Here is a 21,477-nt window from a genome sequence, read left to right on the forward strand (position 1 = left end):
TGTAGGTCTAAATCAAGTTATGTTCATTAAGTCAAAACTCGTTATTAATTCTTATCTGGGTCTCTTAAAAAAATAATATAATTTTGTCAATGCATCAATATTATTAAAATTTTGTGAAAAATTTAGTAAACTTTTACTTCTGGAATTGGGACAACAAATCGACCGCCCCAAGTCCGAATATAAGCCATTTGTGTCATAATTTCTTCCTTGAGATTCCAAGGCAAAATTAATACATAGTCAGGTTTTGTCTCCTGAATCTTATCTGGGTGGAGAATAGGAATATGAGTACCTGGTAAAAATAGACCTTGTTTGTAAGGACTAGGGTCTACTGTGTAATCAAGACAATCAGTACGGATACCGCAGTAGTTTAAAAGGGTGTTACCTTTACCAGGGGCACCATATCCAGCAATCGATTTTTTTTCGCGTTTAGCTTGAATTAAGAAATCAAGCAATTTACGCTTAGTTTCTTTGACTTGTTCACCAAAGGAAAAATATGTTTCTAAACATGTAAAACCAGCCACTTCTTCTCTGGCTCTCAGTCCGAATACGTTTTCGCTCACAGGTTGAGAAGAATTTTCTGTATGACGAGCATAAATTCTCAAAGAGCCACCATGAGTGGGGAATTCTTCAACATCAAAAATCGTTAAACCATGTGCTTTAAAAACATTTTCTACAGTAATGAAAGAGAAATAAGAAAAGTGTTCGTGGTAGATAGTATCAAACTGATTTTCCTGCATCAACTGCATCAAGTGGGAAAATTCCATTGTAATTACCCCATGCCGTTTGAGGATAGTTTTCATTCCCTTGACAAAATCATTAAGGTAGGGAGTGTGAGCTAGGACGTTGTTACCCAGCAATAAATCAGCCCGTAATCTTTTCTCAACTAGTTCCCTGGCTGTCTGTTCTCCAAAGAACTTGACTACTGTGGAAATACCTTTTTTGATTGCTACCTTAGCAATATTTACAGCTGGCTCTATGCCTAGTGTCGGTATACCTTTAGCAAGAAAGTATTGCAACAAATAACCATCGTTACTAGCAATTTCCACTACCTGACTTTGGTCGTGTAATTGAAAACGCTCTACTACCATATCAACGTAGTTTTTAGCATGTTGCAACCAGCTATCAGAGTCACAGGAAAAATAGGCGTAGTCGCTAAAGATATTTTCCGGATTAATGTATTCCTGAAGTTGCACTAAATAACATTTTTCACAAATATAAACATGGAGTGGATAAAAAGGCTCCATTTCGTTTTGCTGTTTTGGGTGGCGATAGCTTTTACAGAGAGGAGACATTCCCAAATCCACGAATGTATAACGTAAATCTGTGCTACAAAATAAACATTGACCTTGATGTAATTTGGAAGTATTTTGATGTTGCATCGCCTATAATATATTTTTTTAATTTACTTTTGAAGTTTGAAGTTTTAATTTGTAATTGTTATTATCCAAAGATATTGTAAATACCTGAGAAACAATTTCTTCTCGTAGAGGAGCTGCTTCATCTTGAGCTAACAAGACAAATAAATTTGCTAGCGCTTGCGGAGAACGGTCAAGTTGCAGAATTTGTTGAATTAAACGAAAAGCACTACTAACATCGCCAAATTCTAGAAATTTTTTTGCGTCTGCTAGAAAAAAACGAAAGTAATAATTGTGAGCTTTTGCTGTAATCTCAGCGCAATGCTCAACTGGGAGATAACTCTTTGATATTTCAATTGTATCAATAATGGATGTGACATCCGCACCAGTTTGAAACAATTCGCTGGTAATACTTTTAACATGCTCACGGTAGCAAGCTAAAGTTTCCGGTTCATACCAGCAATCATAAGAAACTGCAATGCGTTTGTAAAGTTCCCAGTCGGTTGAGTATAACAATTCAGGAAGATATACCCCATTACGTTCATGGGCTTCCCGACGAATTACTACTGCACATATATTTAATGAATTTGCTACTCCAATTTGCTGTAGCCAATCTCGAACAATTCCTCGCTGATTGCTATCTAACTTCGGCGAGTGAATTAATTTACCCTGCTTATTAACATTCTCATATCCTGTAAAAGCAAATGCTACTGAGTCCGGGCACTCCAGGAGGCTTTGCTTTAGACGAGCATAAAAACCAGAGAGTACATAATCATCATCGTGGAGTAGATGAATCCATTTACCACGACTGAGTGCAATACCTATATTACCATTTCTGATGGCGCCTATATTTTCAGGGTTGCGGTAGTAACGTACCACTCCAGAACCAATCTCATGCACTAGTTCAAACAAGGGCTGTGTACTGGCATTGTCGATGACCAGAATTTCCATTTCCTCTGCCCCAGTCCACTGTTCGAGTACACTGGCAAGGCATTGCAGGAGATAATCAGTGCGGTTATAAATCGGAATGACTACAGAAAATATTGGTCGCTCATCACCATCTGTAACTGGAGTAATAGCAGGAAAAGTATAGTCTCCCACAATTACTTCATGTTGAGGGATTGGGGGTGTTACTAGCACCTGTTGAGGGGTTTGAGCATTTTCATAAACTTCCGTAGCTGCTGCGTAGTGAGGATTAATCAGCTTTAACCCTCGCCGATAAACTGCAACTGCTTCCTTTAAATTATGCTGTATTTGGTAAATCTCTCCTAAGCCCATGTAAGCTTCTCCACAATTGGGATTAAGTTCAATTGCTCTGTTATAGCAAGCTTCAGCATTCTTCAAATCACCTGCTTTTTTCAACTTCAGACCTAACTGATGGTTTAAAGCAGCGTAGTAGAGTTGTTTTTCTGGTGAGAGTTGCCCTTGAGCGTGGAGGGTGTTACCTAAGTTCACCGAAGCTTCGGTGCAGTTGGGCTGTAGTTCCAAAGCTTTTCGATAGCAGCTTATAGCCTCATCATATTTACTTTGTTGCTGCAAAGTATAACCCAGATTATTATAAATTGATACTGCATCTGGTTGCAAATAAACAGCTTGTCTGTAAGCTTTTTCTGCTTCTGGTAATAAGCCTTGAACTTGATAGAGATTACCCAAAGCGAACCAAATCTTGATTGAGTCAGGCTGCAATTGTAATATTTGTTTGTATATTGATTCTGCTTCATCCAATTGATTGGACTTATGCTTTTGCATTGCAATTTGGATGAGAGATTTAGTAGTAGATTCTGAAATATTTGTAATACTCATAATGAAAGACCGTATTGTTTTTAAGTTTTAATCGATTTTGAACCCTTGGGGGGATTTAATTAGTCGCAGCTTTAGATTAAATTGGTATTAAAATCTAAAATTATTTGGTCAACTATGGTCAACTATTAATTAATTGTGAAACAATTTCATCTTTTACCGCAGCGGCTTCATTTTTGTTTAGCCAGTCAAATAATTTGGCGACTGCTTCCGAGGACTGGTCAAGTTTAAGCGCTTCTTGGATAATAGAAAATGTAGCAGCTAAATTACCAGCTTTCAAGGGAATTATGGCGTGTTGTAGGCAGTAATTAAAGTTGTGCCTGCGAGCTTTTGCCGTAATTTCTGCATTATATTTGACAGGAAGATAACTGGAGGTAATTTCGATGGCACGACGAATAGCTTTAGGCAGACTACCAGAAAGCCAATTATTAGATGACTCTCTGTGGGAATGTACACGGTAACCCGCTAATATTCCTGGCTCGTACCAACAATCATAAAAAACGGCAATGCGTTTATACATTTCCCATTCGTCAATTCCCTGTATTTCCGGGTAATATCCTCCTAAATGTTCATGAGTTGTTCGTTTAACTACTACTGCTGGTACGACGATTAGACCACAAACGCCAGTTCGCTGTAGCCAATCGGTCGCGATACCTCTGTTGTTTCCATAAACTGAAACTATATCCCCAGTCGCAACTTTTTTTCCTTTCTCATCGATATAGTTAAAACCAGTAAATGCGGCGCCAACAGACTGAGGGCAGTTCTCAAGGCTCTGTTTAAGTTGGGAATAAAAACCAGGATATACGCAGTCATCATCGTGAAGAATGTGAACCCACTCACCTCTACTTAAGGCAAGACCTGCATTTGCATTTCCCACAACTCCAAGATTTTCCGGGTGTCGGAAGTATCGTATGACTCCTTTGCCTATAGAGTTTACCAGATCGAAGAGTGGAGGTGTACTGGCATTATCCAAGACCAGAATTTCCATCTCGTCTTCTCCTGGCCATTGCGCCAGTACGCCAGCTAGACAATCGAGAATATACTCAGTGCGTTTATATACAGGTATTATCACAGTCCAAAAAGGACGTTTACCTTGTTGATCTACTACGGTGGGAATGGCTGGAAAACTGTAGTCTCCCACTACTACTTTCCCTTCGGGAATTGGTGGTGTAACTGGCACCTCCTGAACAAGATTAGGTTCTAGATCGGCTTCCATAGCTAATTCATAGCAAGGATTGATGAGGCTTAACCCTTGTCGGTAAGCAGCAACCGCTTTTGATAACTGTTTTTGTGTTTGATAAATTTTACCTAAATTAAGGTAGGCTTCTCCATAATTAGGATTAAATTCTAACACCTTTTTAAAGCACGCGAGCGCTTCAGAAAGATGGTCTTGCTTTTCTAGAGCCACTCCCAAATTATAAGTAGCTATTACTGAGTCTGGTTGTAGAACAATTGCTTGTTTAAAGTAAGCAATAGCTGTTGTTACATCCCCTGCTTCAAGTCTTGCAGTACCTAACTGCTCGTTCAAGGCACAGTAGTGAGCTTGTTGACATGCAGGTAGTTTACCTTCCGCGTGAAGTATGTTACCCAAACTTACTGAAGCTTCCAGGCAATCGGGCTGAATTTCCAAAGCTTTTTGATAACAGGCTAGAGCTTCGTCAAAAAGCCCTTGTTGTTGTAAGGTGTAACCAAGGTTATTATGTATCGCGACTAGATTTGGCTGTAAGGCTAAGGCTTGGCGGTAAGCTACTTCTGCTGCTGTCAACTGACCAATCGAGAAACGCAAATTGCCTAAACTAAACCAAACCTTGACCGATTCTGGCTGCACCTGGAGAACTGCACTAAAAAACTTTTCAGCTTCCTGGGGCTGACCTGCTTGCTGTGCTTGCAAGCCTAATCTGTATAAAGTTTTAGGGTCGTCAGTCTGTTCTATCTGAGAAATACCCATCTTAAAAATCTTAGTTTTTGCTCGATTTTATTTTTGATTTTGAACTTAGAATTTTTTATTGCTACCTAATATCAGTGGAATTTCTATTGAGTTGTCCTGTTTTTTCTAAAGTTTGCTTTGCTTTTAAAAGCACTTTTAGATGTGTTAACTGGCTATTCCAAGCTGACCGAGGAAGCAGGGGGGTTTGTTCTGGATGTTCAGCTATTTTTTTATTGTTTGTCATAGTCATAATTTATGACCCGATTAGTGAGTAAGATTCTTTGTTTTCTTGCCAATCAGGAGACCACTGGATTTTGGCTGCACTAAAGCGCAATGGGTCATTTTCTGGTAAGGGAGCGTTTATAGGCTCTACAATTAATTCAAATTCTCCATTGTCAAAAGGTAGTCCTGGCGCCCTGACTTTGGGAACTACACGCTCTCTTAAACCTTGTTCTGCATGGACAAGTGCGCGGTGATGACAGTAAGGATTGTTACCCCTCTTATCAAAGAATACGTGAGCAGTCCAACTGCAACCCCCACGGCAAAGTTCGGCATATTCACAAGTTTTACAAAAACCCCAAAGGTGCTTGATACCTTCTGATGTTCCTGCTCCTAAATTCATTCGCAATTCTGCTGTATTCTCGATAATATCATGGAGCGTGCGCTCACGAACGTTACCACCTGTATAGGCAGTTGTAGGTAGCGAGGGACAACCTTTAATTGCTCCATCAGCTTCTATTCCTAAAGTCGAAAGTCCGGCGCCGCAACCTTGCCAAAATGACCATTCGCTCTCCTTACCCCGTCCCCTTAACAGACGTTCGTATGGTCCGTAGTAACCGATATTATTTCCTGCCTGGAGTTGAACTCCTTCAGCATAAGCGCGACGAGCAACACGCGCGACCATTGGGTAAATATCTAGTAACTCGTAAGGTTGGAGGAGGATATCTGAATTATCGGCGGCATTGCCCATTGGCACAGTGAGTTGAATTTGCCAAGCACGGGCGCCGCCAATACGAATACGTTCATAGATACTAGGAAACTCTGGTGCTGATAAACGATTAATTTGAGTATTGCAACCGAAGGTAATGCCAACTTCTTTGAGGTGACTCATGGTCTTAAAAGCGTATTTCCAAGAGCCTTTTCTACCCCGTAAACGGTCGTGAGTTTGTTCCAAACCGTCAATTGAAACGGAAACCGTGCGAATTCCCGCTTCTTTCATTTTTTGTGCGGTTTCCAATGATATACCATAGCCGCCAGTAGTCATGCCACATAACATCCCTGCCTTCGTTATCTCTGAAGCAATCTCTAACCAGTCTGGACGCAGAAATGCCTCACCACCAATGAGGGTAACTTCTTTTATCCCAACGGATGCCATTTGTCTAACAAGGTCTAAAGCTTCTTGTGTTGAAAGTTCTTTCGAGCGTGTATTTCCCGCGCGCGAACCACAGTGGCTACAGGCAAGATTGCACTTTAAGGTAATTTCCCATACAGCATAACTTGTGCGGTGGTATGTCATGGCGAACTCTCCTGAAGGAAATTAGGATTAAAAGAGGATGTAATATCAGCCCTTTTTATCAGGGAAATCTATTGCGATTACAATACCAAGGGCTATAGCAGTGTTTTTAGAAACTAAGTATTTGGAACCCTCTACATAAATTACAAGATCACCCTCGCCTGTAACTGTTACGTTTGCCGTTGGATTATCTCCGTAAGCCTTAGCATATCCCGTACCAAGTGCGATGGCGCCACCGTTTTTTAGTTGTTTGGCGAAAGTATCTGCTAATGCATAAGTCCTGGTTATAGACCCTGTAGCTGATGCATTAGCAGAGACAGTAGCTGCAACAGAACCTAAGATTAAATCGGTTTCTGAAATTTTATCGAGATAAGATAAATCTAAAATCTGCATGTTTTCAAGATAGCGAGAAGTTATTGTAGTTCTTCTGGTGAGACAATTACTCCGTATAATGCTTGAACGGGTGGGTCAAGCGGGTCAACTATTATGCCATACAAAGGTTGTGGTTGGGGTAATGGCTTCGGTGATGGTTTAGGCCAAGGTCTAGGATACCCTTTGGGAGGCCGAGATATGATACCGTATAGTGGTTGAATACGAGAATCTTCTGGAGCAATGCTGGCAATTCCACCAACAGCTCCCAGTAGTTCCTGTTCACTAAGCTCGTCAAACTGACCTAATTCTTTTAATTCCAATATTTGGATAGCGGCTGTTTCAAATTCTTCTTGAGAGAAATTATAGCCTTTATCTTGCAAAAATTTTTCTGCTTCTTCAACTTTCTTATTAATTAACTGGGTGCGAAAAGCTTCATCTTTGACGAGTTTGACAAGGAAGTCTTTAACTTTTTCCAAAATTTCTAAAGACATATTATCTTCTCCTGAAATTATGACTCTTCGTAGTGCTTTTTTTAATTGCAAGGGTCTGCTGTAGTACGTAACTGCTCGGATGCAGAATAGTTGTCTGTAATGATTTGCGGACATCGCATACAAGCTGCCTTACCTTCCTGCTGCCACCAGCGACAATCTCGACGAATAGAACAGGGTGGTAGTTCCTCTGCTACCACGGGCATTTTATCGACAATTCGCATTGCTAGACGACAGTCTTTGCCATCAAAATGCTGACAACCTAATTCCACACAAGATGCTGCTGTCCGAAAAATTTCGGTAGGTGTAACTGGACTAGCCTTTGCTATCAGTTCATCGGTAATGGGTAGAGGCTGCTTGAGATAAACTATACGAGGCGCCGTTGCCGTTCCACCAACTACGCCAAAGACAATACTATCCACCAACTCGGGTCTCGCACTAGGGCAAAGCGTTGTTCGTTCGGAAATATTATCTTTCATAAATTAAGCCTCCACCAATCCTCTAAATATTAAGCAAGATATTAAGCAAGTTTTTTATCATCGGGTAATGCAATCAGCCCAACTATAATTGGCGGATAAATTGGTTTAACAGGAGGAGGCGGGGGGTTAACAGGCTTGAAACCTGCTACTGAAATATTTGTTTTTTCGTCAACTGCAATTCTTGCAGCTTCTTGAACCCCTGTACCCCCCGCAATTATTGCGGCTTCTTCATCAGATACAGCGAATAATGCATCCTCTGTTTCTACTAAACTTCTTCGTGTTACAGCATTTGCAATGGCATCATCAATTAAGTCATTGATTTCCATTTGATGGTTAGATTTTTTGTTTCCTTCCATGTTTCTGTTCTTATTAACTATAGGGATTAATGTCCAACGTTTACCTATAAATTGGTTTGTAGAGACCGAATATATATATTCGGTCTCTATATCGTATGTAATGACGAAAAACCATTGTTTAATAGGTTTTCTTCTTTTTTCCTAATCAATCAACGGGTCAAGACGATTTGATAGATGATGTAGAAGCAAACACAAAGTCTTTACCAGCTAACGTACTAGACTTGGTTGTGCCATCCTGACTTGTCACTTGATATCCGGATATACCTGCATCTATATTTTCAAGCTTCTTAACAGTATTTCCATCTTCGGAAGGAAGTGGTTTGATCTCTAAAGGTACTTTAGATAGATTAAGTCGCTCACTTAGATCAGGTATTAATCTCTCTACTAAGGGTCTTAGTCTAAGATTTATGCCTATTTCCCCAACAGTCAATCCACCTTTGACCTCAACCTCATTCTCTGCTACTACTTCGCAAAAACTCAAGTCTGATATCTTTAATTGACACATATTGCACCTCTAGTTACATGAAGCAAAAATTGAAGACTTTTAGTCATTTTCATTTGTCTTTTCGATCAAGTGCTGAATCATTAATTCACATTTTGAGCCTCCTTTTTGAGCTAGTCAGGAATATATGATGCACCTAATTGTTTATGAAATCCTTGACAAATCATCACACTCCTGTAACGGAAGAATGCTGTTGATGAATTTTGCTTAAATTAAAGTGGACTTCTGTGTGTTGGGGATTAAGCTCTATTACTTTTTGATAATAGGTAATTGCTTCTTGCCACTCTCCTTGTTCTTGCAGCACAATGCCTAAGTTGTAATGAGCTTCTACTAAATCAGGTTGGAGGGCAAGGCTGGAGCGATAGTAAGCTACAGCTGTCTGTAAATCACCGGCTTTTTTCCTTTGCACACCCAACCTGTGATTCATTTGAGCATAGTCAAGTTTTTGTTCGTTTGAGAGCTTACCTTGAGCGTGCAGCGCATTACCCAGATTAACGTCTGCTTCTACAAAGTCTGGCTTAAGTTCTAAGGCTTTTTGATAGTATTGAACTCCTTCGTCCAATAGTCCTTGTTGTTGCAGAGCATAGCCTAAGTTGTTATAAATTGGTAGTGAGTCTGGTCGTAGGGCTAGAGCTTGATGGTAAGCGATGACAGCTTCCGCGTACTGCTTTTGAGCTAAACACAAATTACCTAAACTGAACCAAGCCTTAACAGAGTCTGGTTGGACTTGTGTTGCAGCATTCAACCATGTAAGAGCGGTTTCGGGTTGCCCTAACTGTTGCGCCAGCATTCCTAAATTGTATAAAGCTTCCGGGTGGTCAGGTTGTCTTTCCAGAACTTGATGATATAGCTGTTCAGCGTCAACTAAGCGATTGGCTCGATGGTGTTGAACTGCGAATTGAAGGGTTTCGGCGACATCTGAGGCGCCAAATCGTCTTGGCTTATTAAGCACCTTGAAAAGAAAATCCTCTAGCGCTCTAACTGGTTTTAAATCGCCGTATAACTTATATTTATTTTCAGCAACTTGTCGAGAGATGCGTTGACGATATTCAGCATCTTGTCCCAGCCGAACCGCCCGAAGCACATACTCTTCTTTAGTTGCAGCAATCGTCTCTTCTACACCCATCATTTTGAGAATAGCCATAGTATGCCGTCCCCGCATTGTGTCTCCAGACAAGGTGACAACTGGTATATTATGAGCGATTACTTCCAACGTCGAGTTGCATCCTGACCAGCTGATACTATCCAGAAATACATCTGCAATTGCGGTAGTACTCAAGAACTGTCTATTATCTAAGCGAGGCAAAAAGATGCAGTAATCTTGATAATTGAGTCCAAATTCCTCAAAAGCTCGTTTCATCCTTTCGCGAAACATCTCAGTAATATACTTGCCTTGCTGCGCCTCAATCAAGACAAACTTACACTTAGCTAAGTGTTTAGCTAAGTCCTTGGCAATTTTAGGAAAGACATCATCATGTTGGGGTAAATACTTGTATAAAGATTGACAGCACCAGAACATAATTTCGTCCTCTGCGATGCCAATTTCCTGTTTACTCTTTGGTTGAGTTTCAATTGGCAATGGCGTATAATGAATTGATAAATTAGGCAGTCTGACTAACTGTTCTGTATAGTGTTCTTGAGCATTTTCTGGTTCCATTAAGTCACTGCTCAAGTAATAGTCAATTGTAGGTAACCCACTAGTAACAGGGTGTCCCCAAGATGTCATTTGAATCGGAGCTAGCCTTAAACAACCCAATTTTACTGTTGTTGGATCCATGCCAAATTCCGGAAAAATTAGGATGTGTAACTTATCTTGTTGAATAATTTCAGCCCATCTTTCCAACGGTAAAGAACCTTGAGTAAATTTGTCAAACGCTTTTGCAGCAGAAGTAGTTCCTGGATCGCGTTCGTTGTTCGTGTGATAGCCAAATAACTCAAACTCACTTCTATCGAGGTTTTCTACCCAACCCTTTAAGGGGATTTTCCAGTTAGAATGATTGTAAAAAAATCTGGAAACAAAACCGATGCGAATTTTATCATTGGCAGCTAATTTTGGCAGCACGACGCGTTGAGTCCACTGGGGATAGCGACTCGACATCAGCCCAGCAATCATTTGCCCATAAATTTGCTGTAAAAGACGGTCATTTAAGCCTTGATAAGCTAGATAAAAAGGCTGAATGAGACCAATACTCATAGCTGCCTCTGCTCTTTGGTCGGGAGTCGCAACTTGATAGTAGTTCGCTAAAGAAAGCAGATGTTGCTGATAGTGCTTTCGCTTCAAATCAATTTCTTCAACACTGGAATAAATAATTGGTAGCTGACTTATACAAATGCCTAACTTTGCTTCAGCAAAATTAGGATCAATTTTTAAAACTTGATTGTATGATTCTATCGCTTCCTCTAGGCGCCCCTGGTCGTAAAGTGTGTTTCCCAAGTTCTGATGAAACTTAGGATAGTTATGCTTAAAGCTGATAGCTTGCTTGAAGGATTCAACAGCTGCATCAAAATTATTCTGTTTCTTGAATATAGCACCTAAGTTGTTATAGACCTCAGCGTAGTCAGGCTTAATTGCTAATGCTCGTTGGTAGGACTCTAGCGCTGCATCGAACCTACCTTTTTCCTGTAAGACAATTCCTAAATTGCTATGAGCTTCAGCACAGTCAGGCTTAATTGCTAATGCTCGTTGGTAGGACTCTAGCGCTGCATCGAACCTGCCTTTTTCCTGTAAGACAATTCCTAAATTGTTATGAGCTTTAACACAGTCAGGATTATTTTTTAATGATTGCTGGTAAGATTCTATAGCTGCTTCTAAGTTATATTGTTGCTGGTAGACATTTCCTAAATTGTAATAAGCTTCGGCATAGTCTGACTTGAGCCTCAAAGCTTGCTGGTAAAATTCTATAGCTTTATCTAACTTATCTTGTTTTTGGAAGACATGTCCTAAATTATAATAAGCCTCTGCATAGTCAGGTTTAAGCCTTAATGCTTGTTTGTAAAAATCTACAGATGTGTCTAAGAGAGCCTGTTCCTCAAATATATTTCCTAAATTGTTACTTGCTATCGTCTGATATTGATTGTTTAATTCGGGTTGAAGTTCTAATACTTGTTTGTATAGCAATTCTGCTTCATTCCACTCACCAGACTGATGCTTCTGAATTGCCGATTCAATCAGGAATTTAGCATTAGTTTCTAAAATTTTTTCGGTATCATTCATGGCTATATCTAAATAACTCGTTATTTGTTATAAGTTTCACGACATACAAATTTAAGTTAGAGGTTCGGATCACAATGCTTCCCTGCTTCACAGCTTGATTTCTTAGATTATTAAAATTAGGGTGCTGTATCCTAAATTCATTGCGAATTATTTATTAATTTTGCTTGGCTTTAACTTGGAATTATTTTGGTCTGTCTGAAATACTATCCAATTTTTGATGCTGTTTGGATTTTGTTTATTGATTTTTATTTTAAACTTTATAATCTGCCGTACATTTTTCAATGTACAGCAGATTAAATGCTTATTAAAGTACTTTAAAGACCGCCAAAATCTACCCAATATCTTGCAGCAGAAATAGAAATACCGTTCATTATATGACTCGACTTTCCGGATTAGTCAAGTTATGCTCGGATTTCAAAACTGGTGCCAAGTTTACTAGCTCTTGGCTGTCTTCATTCTTCATCGCCAGGAACTAGAATCTAGCAAATCCTATAGAGGAGGAACTATTTACACCATTATTAATGTAGGTTTGAGTTTGAGTTGCGGAATTGTTAGTACCCAAAACAACTGATTCAGCAGTAGCTGCAGCTCCTGAAACATTAACTCTAGAGAAAAAGTCTTTAGCGATGTCAATTCTTTCTGTTACAACGAGAGTGTTTCTTTCGTTCTGGTTAGCATTTGGCACAAATAATAAACCACCAAACACTTCATCTTCATTAGCTTCCAAGTAGTTTAGATCAGAAATAATCATTGTTTTTCTCCTGGGAATTACTTGTTTTCAAAATCCGATGTGAGAAGTTCGTTTTTCCTCTCACATTTCTACTATATCTTATTCACTTAAAAAGTCAACAGTTTTTTGATTTTTTTGCATAGATTTTCTGAATATAAATCACTAATTAACATAAATAAATCCATGTTTTTTTTAATTAATTAAACATAGCAAAACTGGGCAGTAATTACTTTTTTTTACTGCTCAGACACTTTTAAAGATTATTATTTTGTGTTGATTTTGGCGTAAAGGCTTGTGAATAAAGCTTTTACTGCAATATTGACTATTCTTTGATTGATAATTAAACTGAATATGTTTTTGCAGAAACCACTTATTTCTAAGAAAAATAATTTATTTTTACCTGCTATTTACAACAAAACAAAATTGGATTTAATTAGTTATTACGTATTACTACTAAATAGCTTTAAGCTTGCTTAAAAAGTTCTCCCTGCGATTGTGAATTATCATCAGAGTTTATCTGAGTGACAATTTCCATAACTTCTATTTGTTGCTTTAACCAATCAGAAAACATCTCTGTGATGATTTGAGTACGTAATTCCTCATCTAGTTGGGGTTGAATAATTTCTTCCACCCAAATTAAATACACAGATGAAGGCGTGGTAATCGGTTTGAGAATCTGAGGTGGAGTTGCCGCAAATACAGCCGCAGCAATCTCTGGACGAAATGAACTGCGGTGCCTCAGTCCTTTATATCCACCCGCGCGGCGAAGTTCTGGTTCCAGAATGAATTGGCGAGCAATTTCAGCAAAAGTGATTTCACCTTCTTCTAAGGCATAAAACAACTCCAAGGCTAAATCACGCTCCTCAAAGGCGACTTCATAGATAGCTGCTTGCTCGTAATCTAGTCGGCGTTCGTAAAAGTACTTTTCCACATGAGGCGAAAACATGTGATGAGCTAATTTCCGAGAAAGAGCTTGGCTATGGACTAACTCTTCAAACTCCTTTACAGAAAGATGATACTTTTCTAACCATGTCCATGTGTCTTTTGCTTTTACGAGTTTCTTTTCTAACCGCAGTTTGTCACCTTCAATCTGTAGTTCTTCATTTGTGACTGTAACTCCTGCCTTTTGGGCTGCTTCAGCAATAATATGAACAGATGCAATCGCTTCCACAACACTGGGAATTTGACAGGAGAGTTTGAGGTTGTGAATGATATCTGAACTAGAAATGGTGAGCGACATGTGTCTTTTCTCCTTTATATGTCCTTTGTCTCGAAAAAGGCGCCTTGCCTTGTACGGACGCGATATATTGAGACGCGATATATCGCGTCTCTACATCTCTAAACCTCCTTTTTGCAGTTTCTTAAATGGGTCTAAAACAAAGTCAATAACGCGACGCTGACGAATGATGACTTCAGCAGTTGCAGTCTGACCGGCGGTTAATGGAATACGTTTATTGCCATTCTGAACATACTGCTGTTCTAAAGCTATTTCTAAGTCATAAGTTTCGACATTTCCTCCAGGTGTTTTATCCACTTTTGAATCAGGGGAAATCCAGGTGACTTTTCCTGGTACAATTCCATGCTCCTGAAAGGGATAAGCGTCAAACTTGATTTTGACTGGCATTCCCACCTTCAAAAAGCCACTATCTTGACTAGGCATACTCGCTTTGAGTATGTAACCTGCATTTTTGGGTGCAATAGTTGCAACTCTTTGACCGGGTTGTACGACTGTTCCGGCTTTGCTAAATGGCAACTCAAAAATGATTCCGTTGAGCGGAGACCTAACTATTCTTTGCTGCAACTGAAGCTTCAACGATGTCATTTGGCTTGTAGTTTGAGCAATACTCGATTGATTTGCTGTAATTTGGGCTTGCAAGTCTTTAAGTTGTTGCTCATTTTTTAAAACAGCAAGCTTGCCGTTTTTTTGCAAGCTGGTATAGCTGTCCTGTACCTCTTGCATCCGTAGTTTCGCTTGTTTAATGTCAGACTCAAGCTGATTAACTGTTGTTTGATAGCGATTCTTCTCTCCAGCTAAATTTAATTGTGCTTGTTTAATATCAGATAAATTTTTTTGATAAACACGTTTGCTTTCCTGCTCTTCTTTTTTGAGTTGGTCAACCTGCATTGAAGAAACGGCGCCATCTTTAACCAGATTGTTAAAGCGTTCGACTTGTTTTGAATCAATACTTAAGCGGTTCTTAGATGCTTGTTGGTCATTAAGAGTAACCAGGATTTGCTGCTGCGCTTGTTCGACTAATGCCTGTTTTTCTAACTTTTGCAGGTTATAAGTACTCTGTTTTGAATCCAGATTCTGCTTTGCTTGGTTGATTTGAGAAAGTTTTTCTGATTCTTGGGATTTGTTCTGCTGTTGGGTGACACTATTGGTCAACTGTAATTGATTCAGTAGAATATTGAGTTGCGCGCGCTGATTTTGTAGTCCAGTTAACTTTGCCTCTGTCTCTTTGATTTGTGTTTGGAGGATTTCTGAATCTAATTCCAGTAACACCTGCCCAGCTTTAACGGTTTCACCTTCCTTAACTTTGACCGCTTTGACACTTCCACCAACTTCAGAATCCAATTTTTGCGTTGCACCCTTGGGTTCTACACGTCCTCTCGCACTTCCAGTCTCGTCCACTTTGGAATACATTGACCAAGGTAAAGCTAGAACACCAAAGCCAAGTAGAATGTACAGTAAACCGCGAGTCCAAAGTCTCGGTAAGGCATCGAGTAATTCTTCACTACCGTGGAATAAATCTTTACTATCATCAAATGTTTCTACTGGATCGCGAATTGAATTATTACTGCTTTGCATATCGCTTTGATACTGGCCGTGTTTCTCTTCAGGAAGAGGATTAAGAGATGGTTGAGACATGGTTAAGAGTGGAAGCTGTGAATCGTTAAATTTGGAAGGTGGGAGCAGGCGCCACGAGAACTATCCGGCTTCAGCGAGCTGTTGTTGATTTAGGTAATAATAATGGCCTTTCTTTGCAATCAATTCATCATGAGTACCGCTTTCTACCAGTACACCGTGGTCTAACACTAAGATTAGGTCTGCATTGCGAACGGTAGAAAGACGATGGGCGATGATGACGCTTGTACGTCCTTTAAGAATAGTTTTGAAATTGTTTTGAATAATTCGTTCGGATTCAGCGTCAAGGTGACTTGTTGCTTCATCCAACAGTATTAAGCGTGGATTTCCTAGCAAGGCACGGGCTATTGCGAGACGTTGGCGTTGTCCCCCAGATAGCATTCCCCCACCTTCACCAATTTGGGTTTCGTAACCGAGTGGCTGCTTCTGAATAAATTCATCAGCACCTGCTAAGGAAGCTGCTTGAACTATTTCTTCTATAGTTGCTTCTGGATGAGCTATGGCAATATTTTCGCGTATCGTACCACCAAATAAAAACGTATCTTGGTCTACGACTCCTATTTGAGAACGTAACGATTTTAAGGCGACATGACTGATATCATATCCATCAATCGTAATTTTGCCATCAGTCGCAGGGTATAGACCTAAAATTAATTTGCCTAATGTTGTTTTACCAGAACCACTGCGCCCGACCAAAGCCACCATTTGTTCGGGCTTAATTTCAAAGTTGAGGTTTTCCAGCACATTAGTATCGCTTTCTTTGTGATAACGGAAAGTGACGTTGTGAAAGCGAATGTTTCCTTTGAGTTTAGCTAATGACTTGCGAGGTTTAGTTTGTAAGTCTTCTTCTGGTTCTGCCTCTAAAACATCATTGAGACGTTCGACGGAAATAACAATTTCCTGAAAATGATTCCATAGTCCAGAAAACCGTTGGAATGGACTCAAGACGTTACCAATTAACATGTTGAAAGCCACTAATTGTCCGAGGGTAAGCTCGCCATTAATTACTTGCCAAGCCCCAAACCACATTATTCCTGTACTTACAAACATTTCGATTACACCACTAATGGCAGATAACCGAATGCCAATAACTTGAGCCGAGAAGGATTTTTTGACTAAATTATTTAGTAGTTCTTCCCAACGCCAGCGCACTGTTTGCTCAATTGCCAACGAGCGAACAGTGCGTATGCCTGTCAAAGATTCTATCAGGTAGCTATTTTCTTCGGCGCCGGCGTTAAATACCTCCCTGGAAATCCGGCGCAAAATGCTGGTACTTGCTAGTGCCAGTATAAAAAATGGCGGCACCGTTATCAGCACAAACAACGTCATCTTCCAGCTATAGGAAAACATGACGCCTAAATAGACAATTAATGACATTAAATCGAGCGTGATTGATAGCGTCTCGCCAGTCAAGAAAGTTTGAATTTTCTGGTTTTCCTGAATACGAGAGATAATATCTCCGACATAGCGCGACTCGAAATAAGATAAAGGTAAACGAAAAGTATGTTTAATAAAACCTATAACTAGAGCAAGACTGACGCGCGTGGCTGTGTGGTCTAAAAGATACGTTCGTACTGCATTCATGGCAATGCGGAATAAGCCAAACAGAATCATCCCTAAACCAACAGCGTTTAAAGTGCTAACGCTACGTTGCACTAAAACTCGATCTAATAATAACTGGGTAAATACTGGTGTCACTAACCCAAATATTTGCATCAACACTGAAGCGATGAAAATTTCAAATAATACTTTGTAATGTGGTTTAACTAGTTCAAAAAACTTCCATAGCCCACTAGTATCACTCTTTGTTTGCTTGAGCGCAGCAGTCGGTTGCAGTAACAATGCATACCCCGTCCAATCTTTTTCAAATTCCTTGCGTGTGAGAATACGCTGCCCAAGGGCAGGGTCGCCAACAATTACTCGCTTTTTGGTAATTTCATAAACAACAATAAAATGTTTACCTTCCCAGTGGGCAATTGCTGGTAGTGGTTGCTCTGCTAATTTATCAAAAGTCGCTTTGACTGGACGTGTCGCAAAACCCAAACTTTCAGCAACCGAAGAAACGGCGCGTAGAGAGGCGCCACTGCGAGTAGCATTCGTCATATCCCGTAACTTGTTGATACTAAAGCGCTTACCCCAATAGTTACCAATCATCACCAAACAAGCGGCGCCGCAATCTGAAGCACTGTGTTGGGCATAAAAAGGATATTGTCGGGTCAATCGTCCCCACCAATGTCCCATTGCCACCTTCGGACTAGGAAAGTAGGGTCGGGATTTATTCGGCTTTTGTTGTAGCTCCCGACCGCGTACAGGAAAGGGAATTACCTTCTGATTCTTGGTGGTAGTATCATCTGTTGTAGTTTGTGCTGCTGACCTTCTCTTGCGCGGCTGATGCTGAGACAAGACAGGTTGCTCAGAGTCGGGAGGAGCAAATTGCGCTAACTCATAACAGTGTTCAAGTGCTGTTTTCTCATCTGTATTTTTAAGAGCATATACAGTTGTTGGTTGAGAGTGGCGCCAACTACCCTGTTTTGGATTGGCACAAATTTTACCTGGCGTAAGTATTGTTCCATTACTATGCTGAAGATGCCCAACACGTACAATCAACATGTTGTAATCTTTCAAAACCTCCTTTGTCTCTGATGCGGTAACATCAAGTCGCTCGAACAGCGATAAAGCTTCAAGCATGGAGGGCGCCAATGATGGAGCGTTAGGAAAATTCGAGTTTTGACGGCATAAAAGCATTAAATCCCAAATTTCTGCTTGCGTCTTCAACTTGTCGCGGAGGTCAGGATATTGCGTCATCAACGGTTGCAACGTCTCTAAACTCAGGTAGCACAACTTCAAGTTTTGCGAAGCTCTCGCTGCATACGAAATAAATTCGTCTTCATTAAAAAGAGTTGCCTCTCCAAATGATGCTCCTACCGACAAAGTTGTTATTAAGTTCTCCAAGTCGTCTAAAAATCTAACTTTACCCGCAAGAACAATATAAATACCGCTCTCTACATCTCTTAACTGCCAAAACTGCGTTGCAAGCGGCAACTCCAATATTTTGGCTGCTTGTAAACAGCTTTGCAGTTCTTTTTGTGTAAGGTTTCCACCTAAGACTTTAGAAATTCTTAAACTTAGTTCTTCCTGGGATCGCATTATCAAGACCCTCTGAGTTAGGTTTTAACATTGAATACAACTGTTTGATAGCCACAAGTACACTTATGTAAGCGTGACTCTAAAAGCCGCTGTAGTAACCTTGATAACTCTGGCAGGCGCCAAAAAATGTTCGACTTCAAACTTGTTACTTGAAACTTGTTGTATCGCGAGCTTTCGTGACATAATTTTAGATAAGTTGCTATCAACTAAATATTGGTACATAAGTTCCTAGCAACTGCTAAAATCCTCTGATCAGGTTACAGTTGCTTAGTTCACTAGCTTTTGAAAGCTAGTTAACTTTTTAGGTGGTATGCGACTTAATTAAGTTGTTTTCCCCTTATGATTGCCAGTCTAGGGGGAATTTCCTAATTTAAGTCATGTGTTCTCGTATCTATTTTTAGTGGTTTGTAATGATGCGTGACTACATTCACCATCATTTCATATTTTATAGTTCGCTTATCCCAATAAAACAAACTTTTAATTCATTATTAATCGCATTTAGGGCATTTAGTGAATATCTAAAAGCCTTAAACATCTAGGCATCACAATTCATATACCGTAAGCAATGCCTCATTGTTATTAATATTGAATTAAATCTACTCTAATATCTGAACTAATACGCTCTCTTCCTTGAAATAAGTCTCTATGCCAAGCCAGATCTTAATCACAGGACTACTATGGGAACAAGTTAAATAATTTACTTTAAGCTGTAATAAAATACAGCATGGTAGTACATTTACACCGTGCCTATCTGGTAAATCAAACTACCGATTATAATAGCCCGAAAAGCAACACCTTAGTTACATGAACTCAAAAAATCTGCCATTTTGGCAACTATGTAGTAAATCGCAAAATAGCTTTTACACAAATCAGCACGATACGACGTAAAACAGAACACTACAAGAGTGCTTACAGCTTACTTTCAGAGGTGTTAACTGATAACCAACTGCTTTACTAGTAAATATCAAAGCACCTAGTAATAATTAGTTTTATCATATCTTAAAATTTTGCACCTTGATTAGACTGTTCAGTATTCATTATTACACTTTTGTAAATCTTGTCAACGAATCATTGAAATCTTTATTCTTTCGTTAAAAAAGCTCAAAAAATTTACAAAAAAAATATATATATTTTGTGCTTTGTAGTGTAATGGTCAATCATCTCAACTTGTACTTAGCTAGGATTTGTTGTCAAATTTTTATCAATCGCTCTGCGGGCTAAAAACTTAAACTTGTCATTCTTAGTATTAAGAGATACTATTTCATGCCTAGATAGAATAATATATAAGGAGAAGGTTAAAGCTGTAAACCTAACTAAAACTTAGTCTAGCAATAATTTTTACTTTTGGCACCAAATTTTAAATGTATAAATTTTTATACTTAACTAATACCCGCGTATTATTACTACATATCCATGTAGTAATTTTTTGATTTAGCACTTATAAAAATAAACTTCTAATTAATATCAACAATTACTTTATCACTAATTAACCATCGAATTAACTTAAATTTAGTGGAAACGTTGTCAGCCAATCTAATCTAGCTAGCCAACATAATATAAAAGCGCATCTACCGGAAGAAGTAAAGTGAGTTAATTATACCATTATTGCCGCTTTTATGAATTTTAGGTTTTTCCGTGCCACTATAATATATAAGTGGGAACACTTTTATAAAACTGTGCAGATAACATTTTTAGGAACAAGTTCTGGAGTACCGACGCGCGCGCGTAATGTATCGAGTGTAGCCTTGAGATTACCGCAGCGGGCAGAACTGTGGTTATTTGACTGCGGGGAGGGTACGCAGCACCAAATATTGAGAAGTGACTTGAAAGTTAGTCAACTATCTAGAATATTTATTACCCACATGCATGGAGACCATGTATTTGGTTTAATGGGGCTTTTGGCAAGCTGTGGTTTAGCAGGGAATGTAGACCGTGTTGATATTTATGGGCCTCCTGGTTTGAACGACTATCTTCAAGCTTGTTCGCGTTACTCGCACACACATTTTTCATACCCTGTAAAAGTTCATAGTGTCCGTCCAGGAGTTATTTGCGAGGACGAGGAATTTAAAGTTATTTGTGGTCAACTGCATCACCGCATTCCCGCATTTGGGTATCGTATCGAAGAAAAAGACCGACCTGGACGCTTTGACATTGAAAAAGCGAAAGAATTAGAGATACCTCCTGGTCGTGTTTATGGTCAGCTAAAACGTGGTGAGACTGTGACTTTGGCAGATGGACGTGTTATGCAGGGCAGCACACTGTGTGGACCAACCGAGATTGGGCGTAAGATTGCTTATTGTACTGATACTGTATTTTGTGATGGCGCCGTAGAATTAGCGCAAGATGCTGACGTACTTATTCACGAAGCGACTTTTGCTCATCAAGATGCTGACATGGCTTTTCAGCGTTTGCATTCTACAACCACAATGGCAGCACAAACAGCGCTTGCATCTGGCACGAATCGCTTAATTATGACCCACTTTAGTCCTCGTTATGCTCCAGGTAATAGCTTGGAACTTAAAGATTTGCTTTTGGAAGCGCGCGCAATTTTCCCAAATACCGATATGGCACATGATTTTATGACATATGAAGTACCACGGCGCCGGGAGAGTGAAAAGTTAGGAGTTAGGAGTTAGGAGTTAGGAGTTAGGAGTCAGGAGTTAGCACTCAGCACTCAGCACTCAGCACTCAGCACTCAGCACTCAGCACTCAGCACTCAGCACTC

At 39.7% G+C, this 21,477-nt stretch carries 16 protein-coding genes; 1 reads left to right on the plus strand and 15 read right to left on the minus strand.

What is annotated here, in order from left to right:
• Positions 1-122: 122 nt before the first annotated feature.
• The 15 genes from AC2JBO_RS29260 to AC2JBO_RS29330 form a co-directional block, all read right to left on the minus strand.
• Complete coding sequence (locus AC2JBO_RS29260; RefSeq protein ID WP_496957143.1) at positions 123-1,379, minus strand: methyltransferase domain-containing protein; 1,257 nt, start codon at positions 1,377-1,379, stop codon at positions 123-125.
• A gap of 18 nt (positions 1,380-1,397) precedes the next feature.
• On the minus strand, positions 1,398-3,158 hold the full coding sequence (locus AC2JBO_RS29265) for a tetratricopeptide repeat protein (protein WP_496957144.1): 1,761 nt from the start codon (positions 3,156-3,158) through the stop codon (positions 1,398-1,400).
• Positions 3,159-3,276: 118 nt separating this feature from the next.
• Positions 3,277-5,103: a tetratricopeptide repeat protein gene (locus AC2JBO_RS29270; protein ID WP_496957145.1), complete on the minus strand. Its 1,827-nt coding sequence runs from the start codon at positions 5,101-5,103 to the stop codon at positions 3,277-3,279.
• A 61-nt stretch (positions 5,104-5,164) separates the two neighbouring features.
• Positions 5,165-5,326, minus strand: coding sequence for a hypothetical protein (locus AC2JBO_RS29275; RefSeq protein WP_496957146.1), 162 nt, complete (start codon positions 5,324-5,326; stop codon positions 5,165-5,167).
• Positions 5,327-5,335: 9 nt separating this feature from the next.
• A complete protein-coding gene (locus AC2JBO_RS29280) occupies positions 5,336-6,598 on the minus strand; it encodes a nif11-class peptide radical SAM maturase 3 (protein ID WP_496957147.1) in 1,263 nt (420 codons plus the stop codon).
• A gap of 45 nt (positions 6,599-6,643) precedes the next feature.
• Positions 6,644-6,988 carry a hypothetical protein gene (locus AC2JBO_RS29285; protein ID WP_496957148.1) on the minus strand — a complete coding sequence of 115 codons (345 nt, stop codon included), beginning with the start codon at positions 6,986-6,988 and terminating at the stop codon, positions 6,644-6,646.
• Positions 6,989-7,008: 20 nt separating this feature from the next.
• Positions 7,009-7,458, minus strand: coding sequence for a Nif11-like leader peptide family natural product precursor (locus AC2JBO_RS29290; protein WP_496957149.1), 450 nt, complete (start codon positions 7,456-7,458; stop codon positions 7,009-7,011).
• A gap of 41 nt (positions 7,459-7,499) precedes the next feature.
• On the minus strand, positions 7,500-7,934 hold the full coding sequence (locus AC2JBO_RS29295) for a nitrogen fixation protein (RefSeq protein ID WP_496957150.1): 435 nt from the start codon (positions 7,932-7,934) through the stop codon (positions 7,500-7,502).
• A 41-nt stretch (positions 7,935-7,975) separates the two neighbouring features.
• On the minus strand, positions 7,976-8,290 hold the full coding sequence (locus tag AC2JBO_RS29300) for a hypothetical protein (RefSeq protein ID WP_496957151.1): 315 nt from the start codon (positions 8,288-8,290) through the stop codon (positions 7,976-7,978).
• A 157-nt stretch (positions 8,291-8,447) separates the two neighbouring features.
• Complete coding sequence (locus AC2JBO_RS29305; protein ID WP_496957152.1) at positions 8,448-8,795, minus strand: hypothetical protein; 348 nt, start codon at positions 8,793-8,795, stop codon at positions 8,448-8,450.
• Between the two features lie 163 nt (positions 8,796-8,958).
• Positions 8,959-12,006, minus strand: coding sequence for a tetratricopeptide repeat protein (locus AC2JBO_RS29310; RefSeq protein WP_496957153.1), 3,048 nt, complete (start codon positions 12,004-12,006; stop codon positions 8,959-8,961).
• Between the two features lie 472 nt (positions 12,007-12,478).
• A complete protein-coding gene (locus AC2JBO_RS29315; protein ID WP_496957154.1) occupies positions 12,479-12,757 on the minus strand; it encodes a hypothetical protein in 279 nt (92 codons plus the stop codon).
• A gap of 442 nt (positions 12,758-13,199) precedes the next feature.
• Positions 13,200-13,976, minus strand: coding sequence for a peptidylprolyl isomerase (locus AC2JBO_RS29320; protein ID WP_496957155.1), 777 nt, complete (start codon positions 13,974-13,976; stop codon positions 13,200-13,202).
• A 90-nt stretch (positions 13,977-14,066) separates the two neighbouring features.
• Entirely contained in the window at positions 14,067-15,608 is a 1,542-nt protein-coding gene (locus tag AC2JBO_RS29325) for a beta-barrel domain-containing protein (RefSeq protein ID WP_496957156.1), read from the minus strand.
• 60 nt (positions 15,609-15,668) lie between these two features.
• Positions 15,669-18,752, minus strand: coding sequence for a peptidase domain-containing ABC transporter (locus AC2JBO_RS29330; RefSeq protein WP_496957157.1), 3,084 nt, complete (start codon positions 18,750-18,752; stop codon positions 15,669-15,671).
• Between the two features lie 1,676 nt (positions 18,753-20,428).
• On the opposite strand from AC2JBO_RS29330, the gene AC2JBO_RS29335 reads away from it, so the two are divergent.
• The gene (locus AC2JBO_RS29335) at positions 20,429-21,388 is read left to right on the plus strand and encodes a ribonuclease Z (RefSeq protein WP_496957158.1); all 960 of its coding nucleotides are present in this window, start codon (positions 20,429-20,431) and stop codon (positions 21,386-21,388) included.
• The last annotated feature ends 89 nt before the right edge of the window (positions 21,389-21,477 follow it).

The organism is Calothrix sp. CBUCES-K 9914, assembly GCF_059640475.1.

Bases quoted from the DNA above. Each gene is read 5' to 3' on its own strand.
- AC2JBO_RS29260 (WP_496957143.1), bottom strand. From the start codon at position 1,379: ATGCAACATCAAAATACTTCCAAATTACATCAAGGTCAATGTTTATTT.
- AC2JBO_RS29265 (WP_496957144.1), bottom strand. From the start codon at position 3,158: ATGAGTATTACAAATATTTCAGAATCTACTACTAAATCTCTCATCCAA.
- AC2JBO_RS29270 (WP_496957145.1), bottom strand. From the start codon at position 5,103: ATGGGTATTTCTCAGATAGAACAGACTGACGACCCTAAAACTTTATAC.
- AC2JBO_RS29275 (WP_496957146.1), bottom strand. From the start codon at position 5,326: ATGACAAACAATAAAAAAATAGCTGAACATCCAGAACAAACCCCCCTG.
- AC2JBO_RS29280 (WP_496957147.1), bottom strand. From the start codon at position 6,598: ATGACATACCACCGCACAAGTTATGCTGTATGGGAAATTACCTTAAAG.
- AC2JBO_RS29285 (WP_496957148.1), bottom strand. From the start codon at position 6,988: ATGCAGATTTTAGATTTATCTTATCTCGATAAAATTTCAGAAACCGAT.
- AC2JBO_RS29290 (WP_496957149.1), bottom strand. From the start codon at position 7,458: ATGTCTTTAGAAATTTTGGAAAAAGTTAAAGACTTCCTTGTCAAACTC.
- AC2JBO_RS29295 (WP_496957150.1), bottom strand. From the start codon at position 7,934: ATGAAAGATAATATTTCCGAACGAACAACGCTTTGCCCTAGTGCGAGA.
- AC2JBO_RS29300 (WP_496957151.1), bottom strand. From the start codon at position 8,290: ATGGAAGGAAACAAAAAATCTAACCATCAAATGGAAATCAATGACTTA.
- AC2JBO_RS29305 (WP_496957152.1), bottom strand. From the start codon at position 8,795: ATGTGTCAATTAAAGATATCAGACTTGAGTTTTTGCGAAGTAGTAGCA.
- AC2JBO_RS29310 (WP_496957153.1), bottom strand. From the start codon at position 12,006: ATGAATGATACCGAAAAAATTTTAGAAACTAATGCTAAATTCCTGATT.
- AC2JBO_RS29315 (WP_496957154.1), bottom strand. From the start codon at position 12,757: ATGATTATTTCTGATCTAAACTACTTGGAAGCTAATGAAGATGAAGTG.
- AC2JBO_RS29320 (WP_496957155.1), bottom strand. From the start codon at position 13,976: ATGTCGCTCACCATTTCTAGTTCAGATATCATTCACAACCTCAAACTC.
- AC2JBO_RS29325 (WP_496957156.1), bottom strand. From the start codon at position 15,608: ATGTCTCAACCATCTCTTAATCCTCTTCCTGAAGAGAAACACGGCCAG.
- AC2JBO_RS29330 (WP_496957157.1), bottom strand. From the start codon at position 18,752: ATGCGATCCCAGGAAGAACTAAGTTTAAGAATTTCTAAAGTCTTAGGT.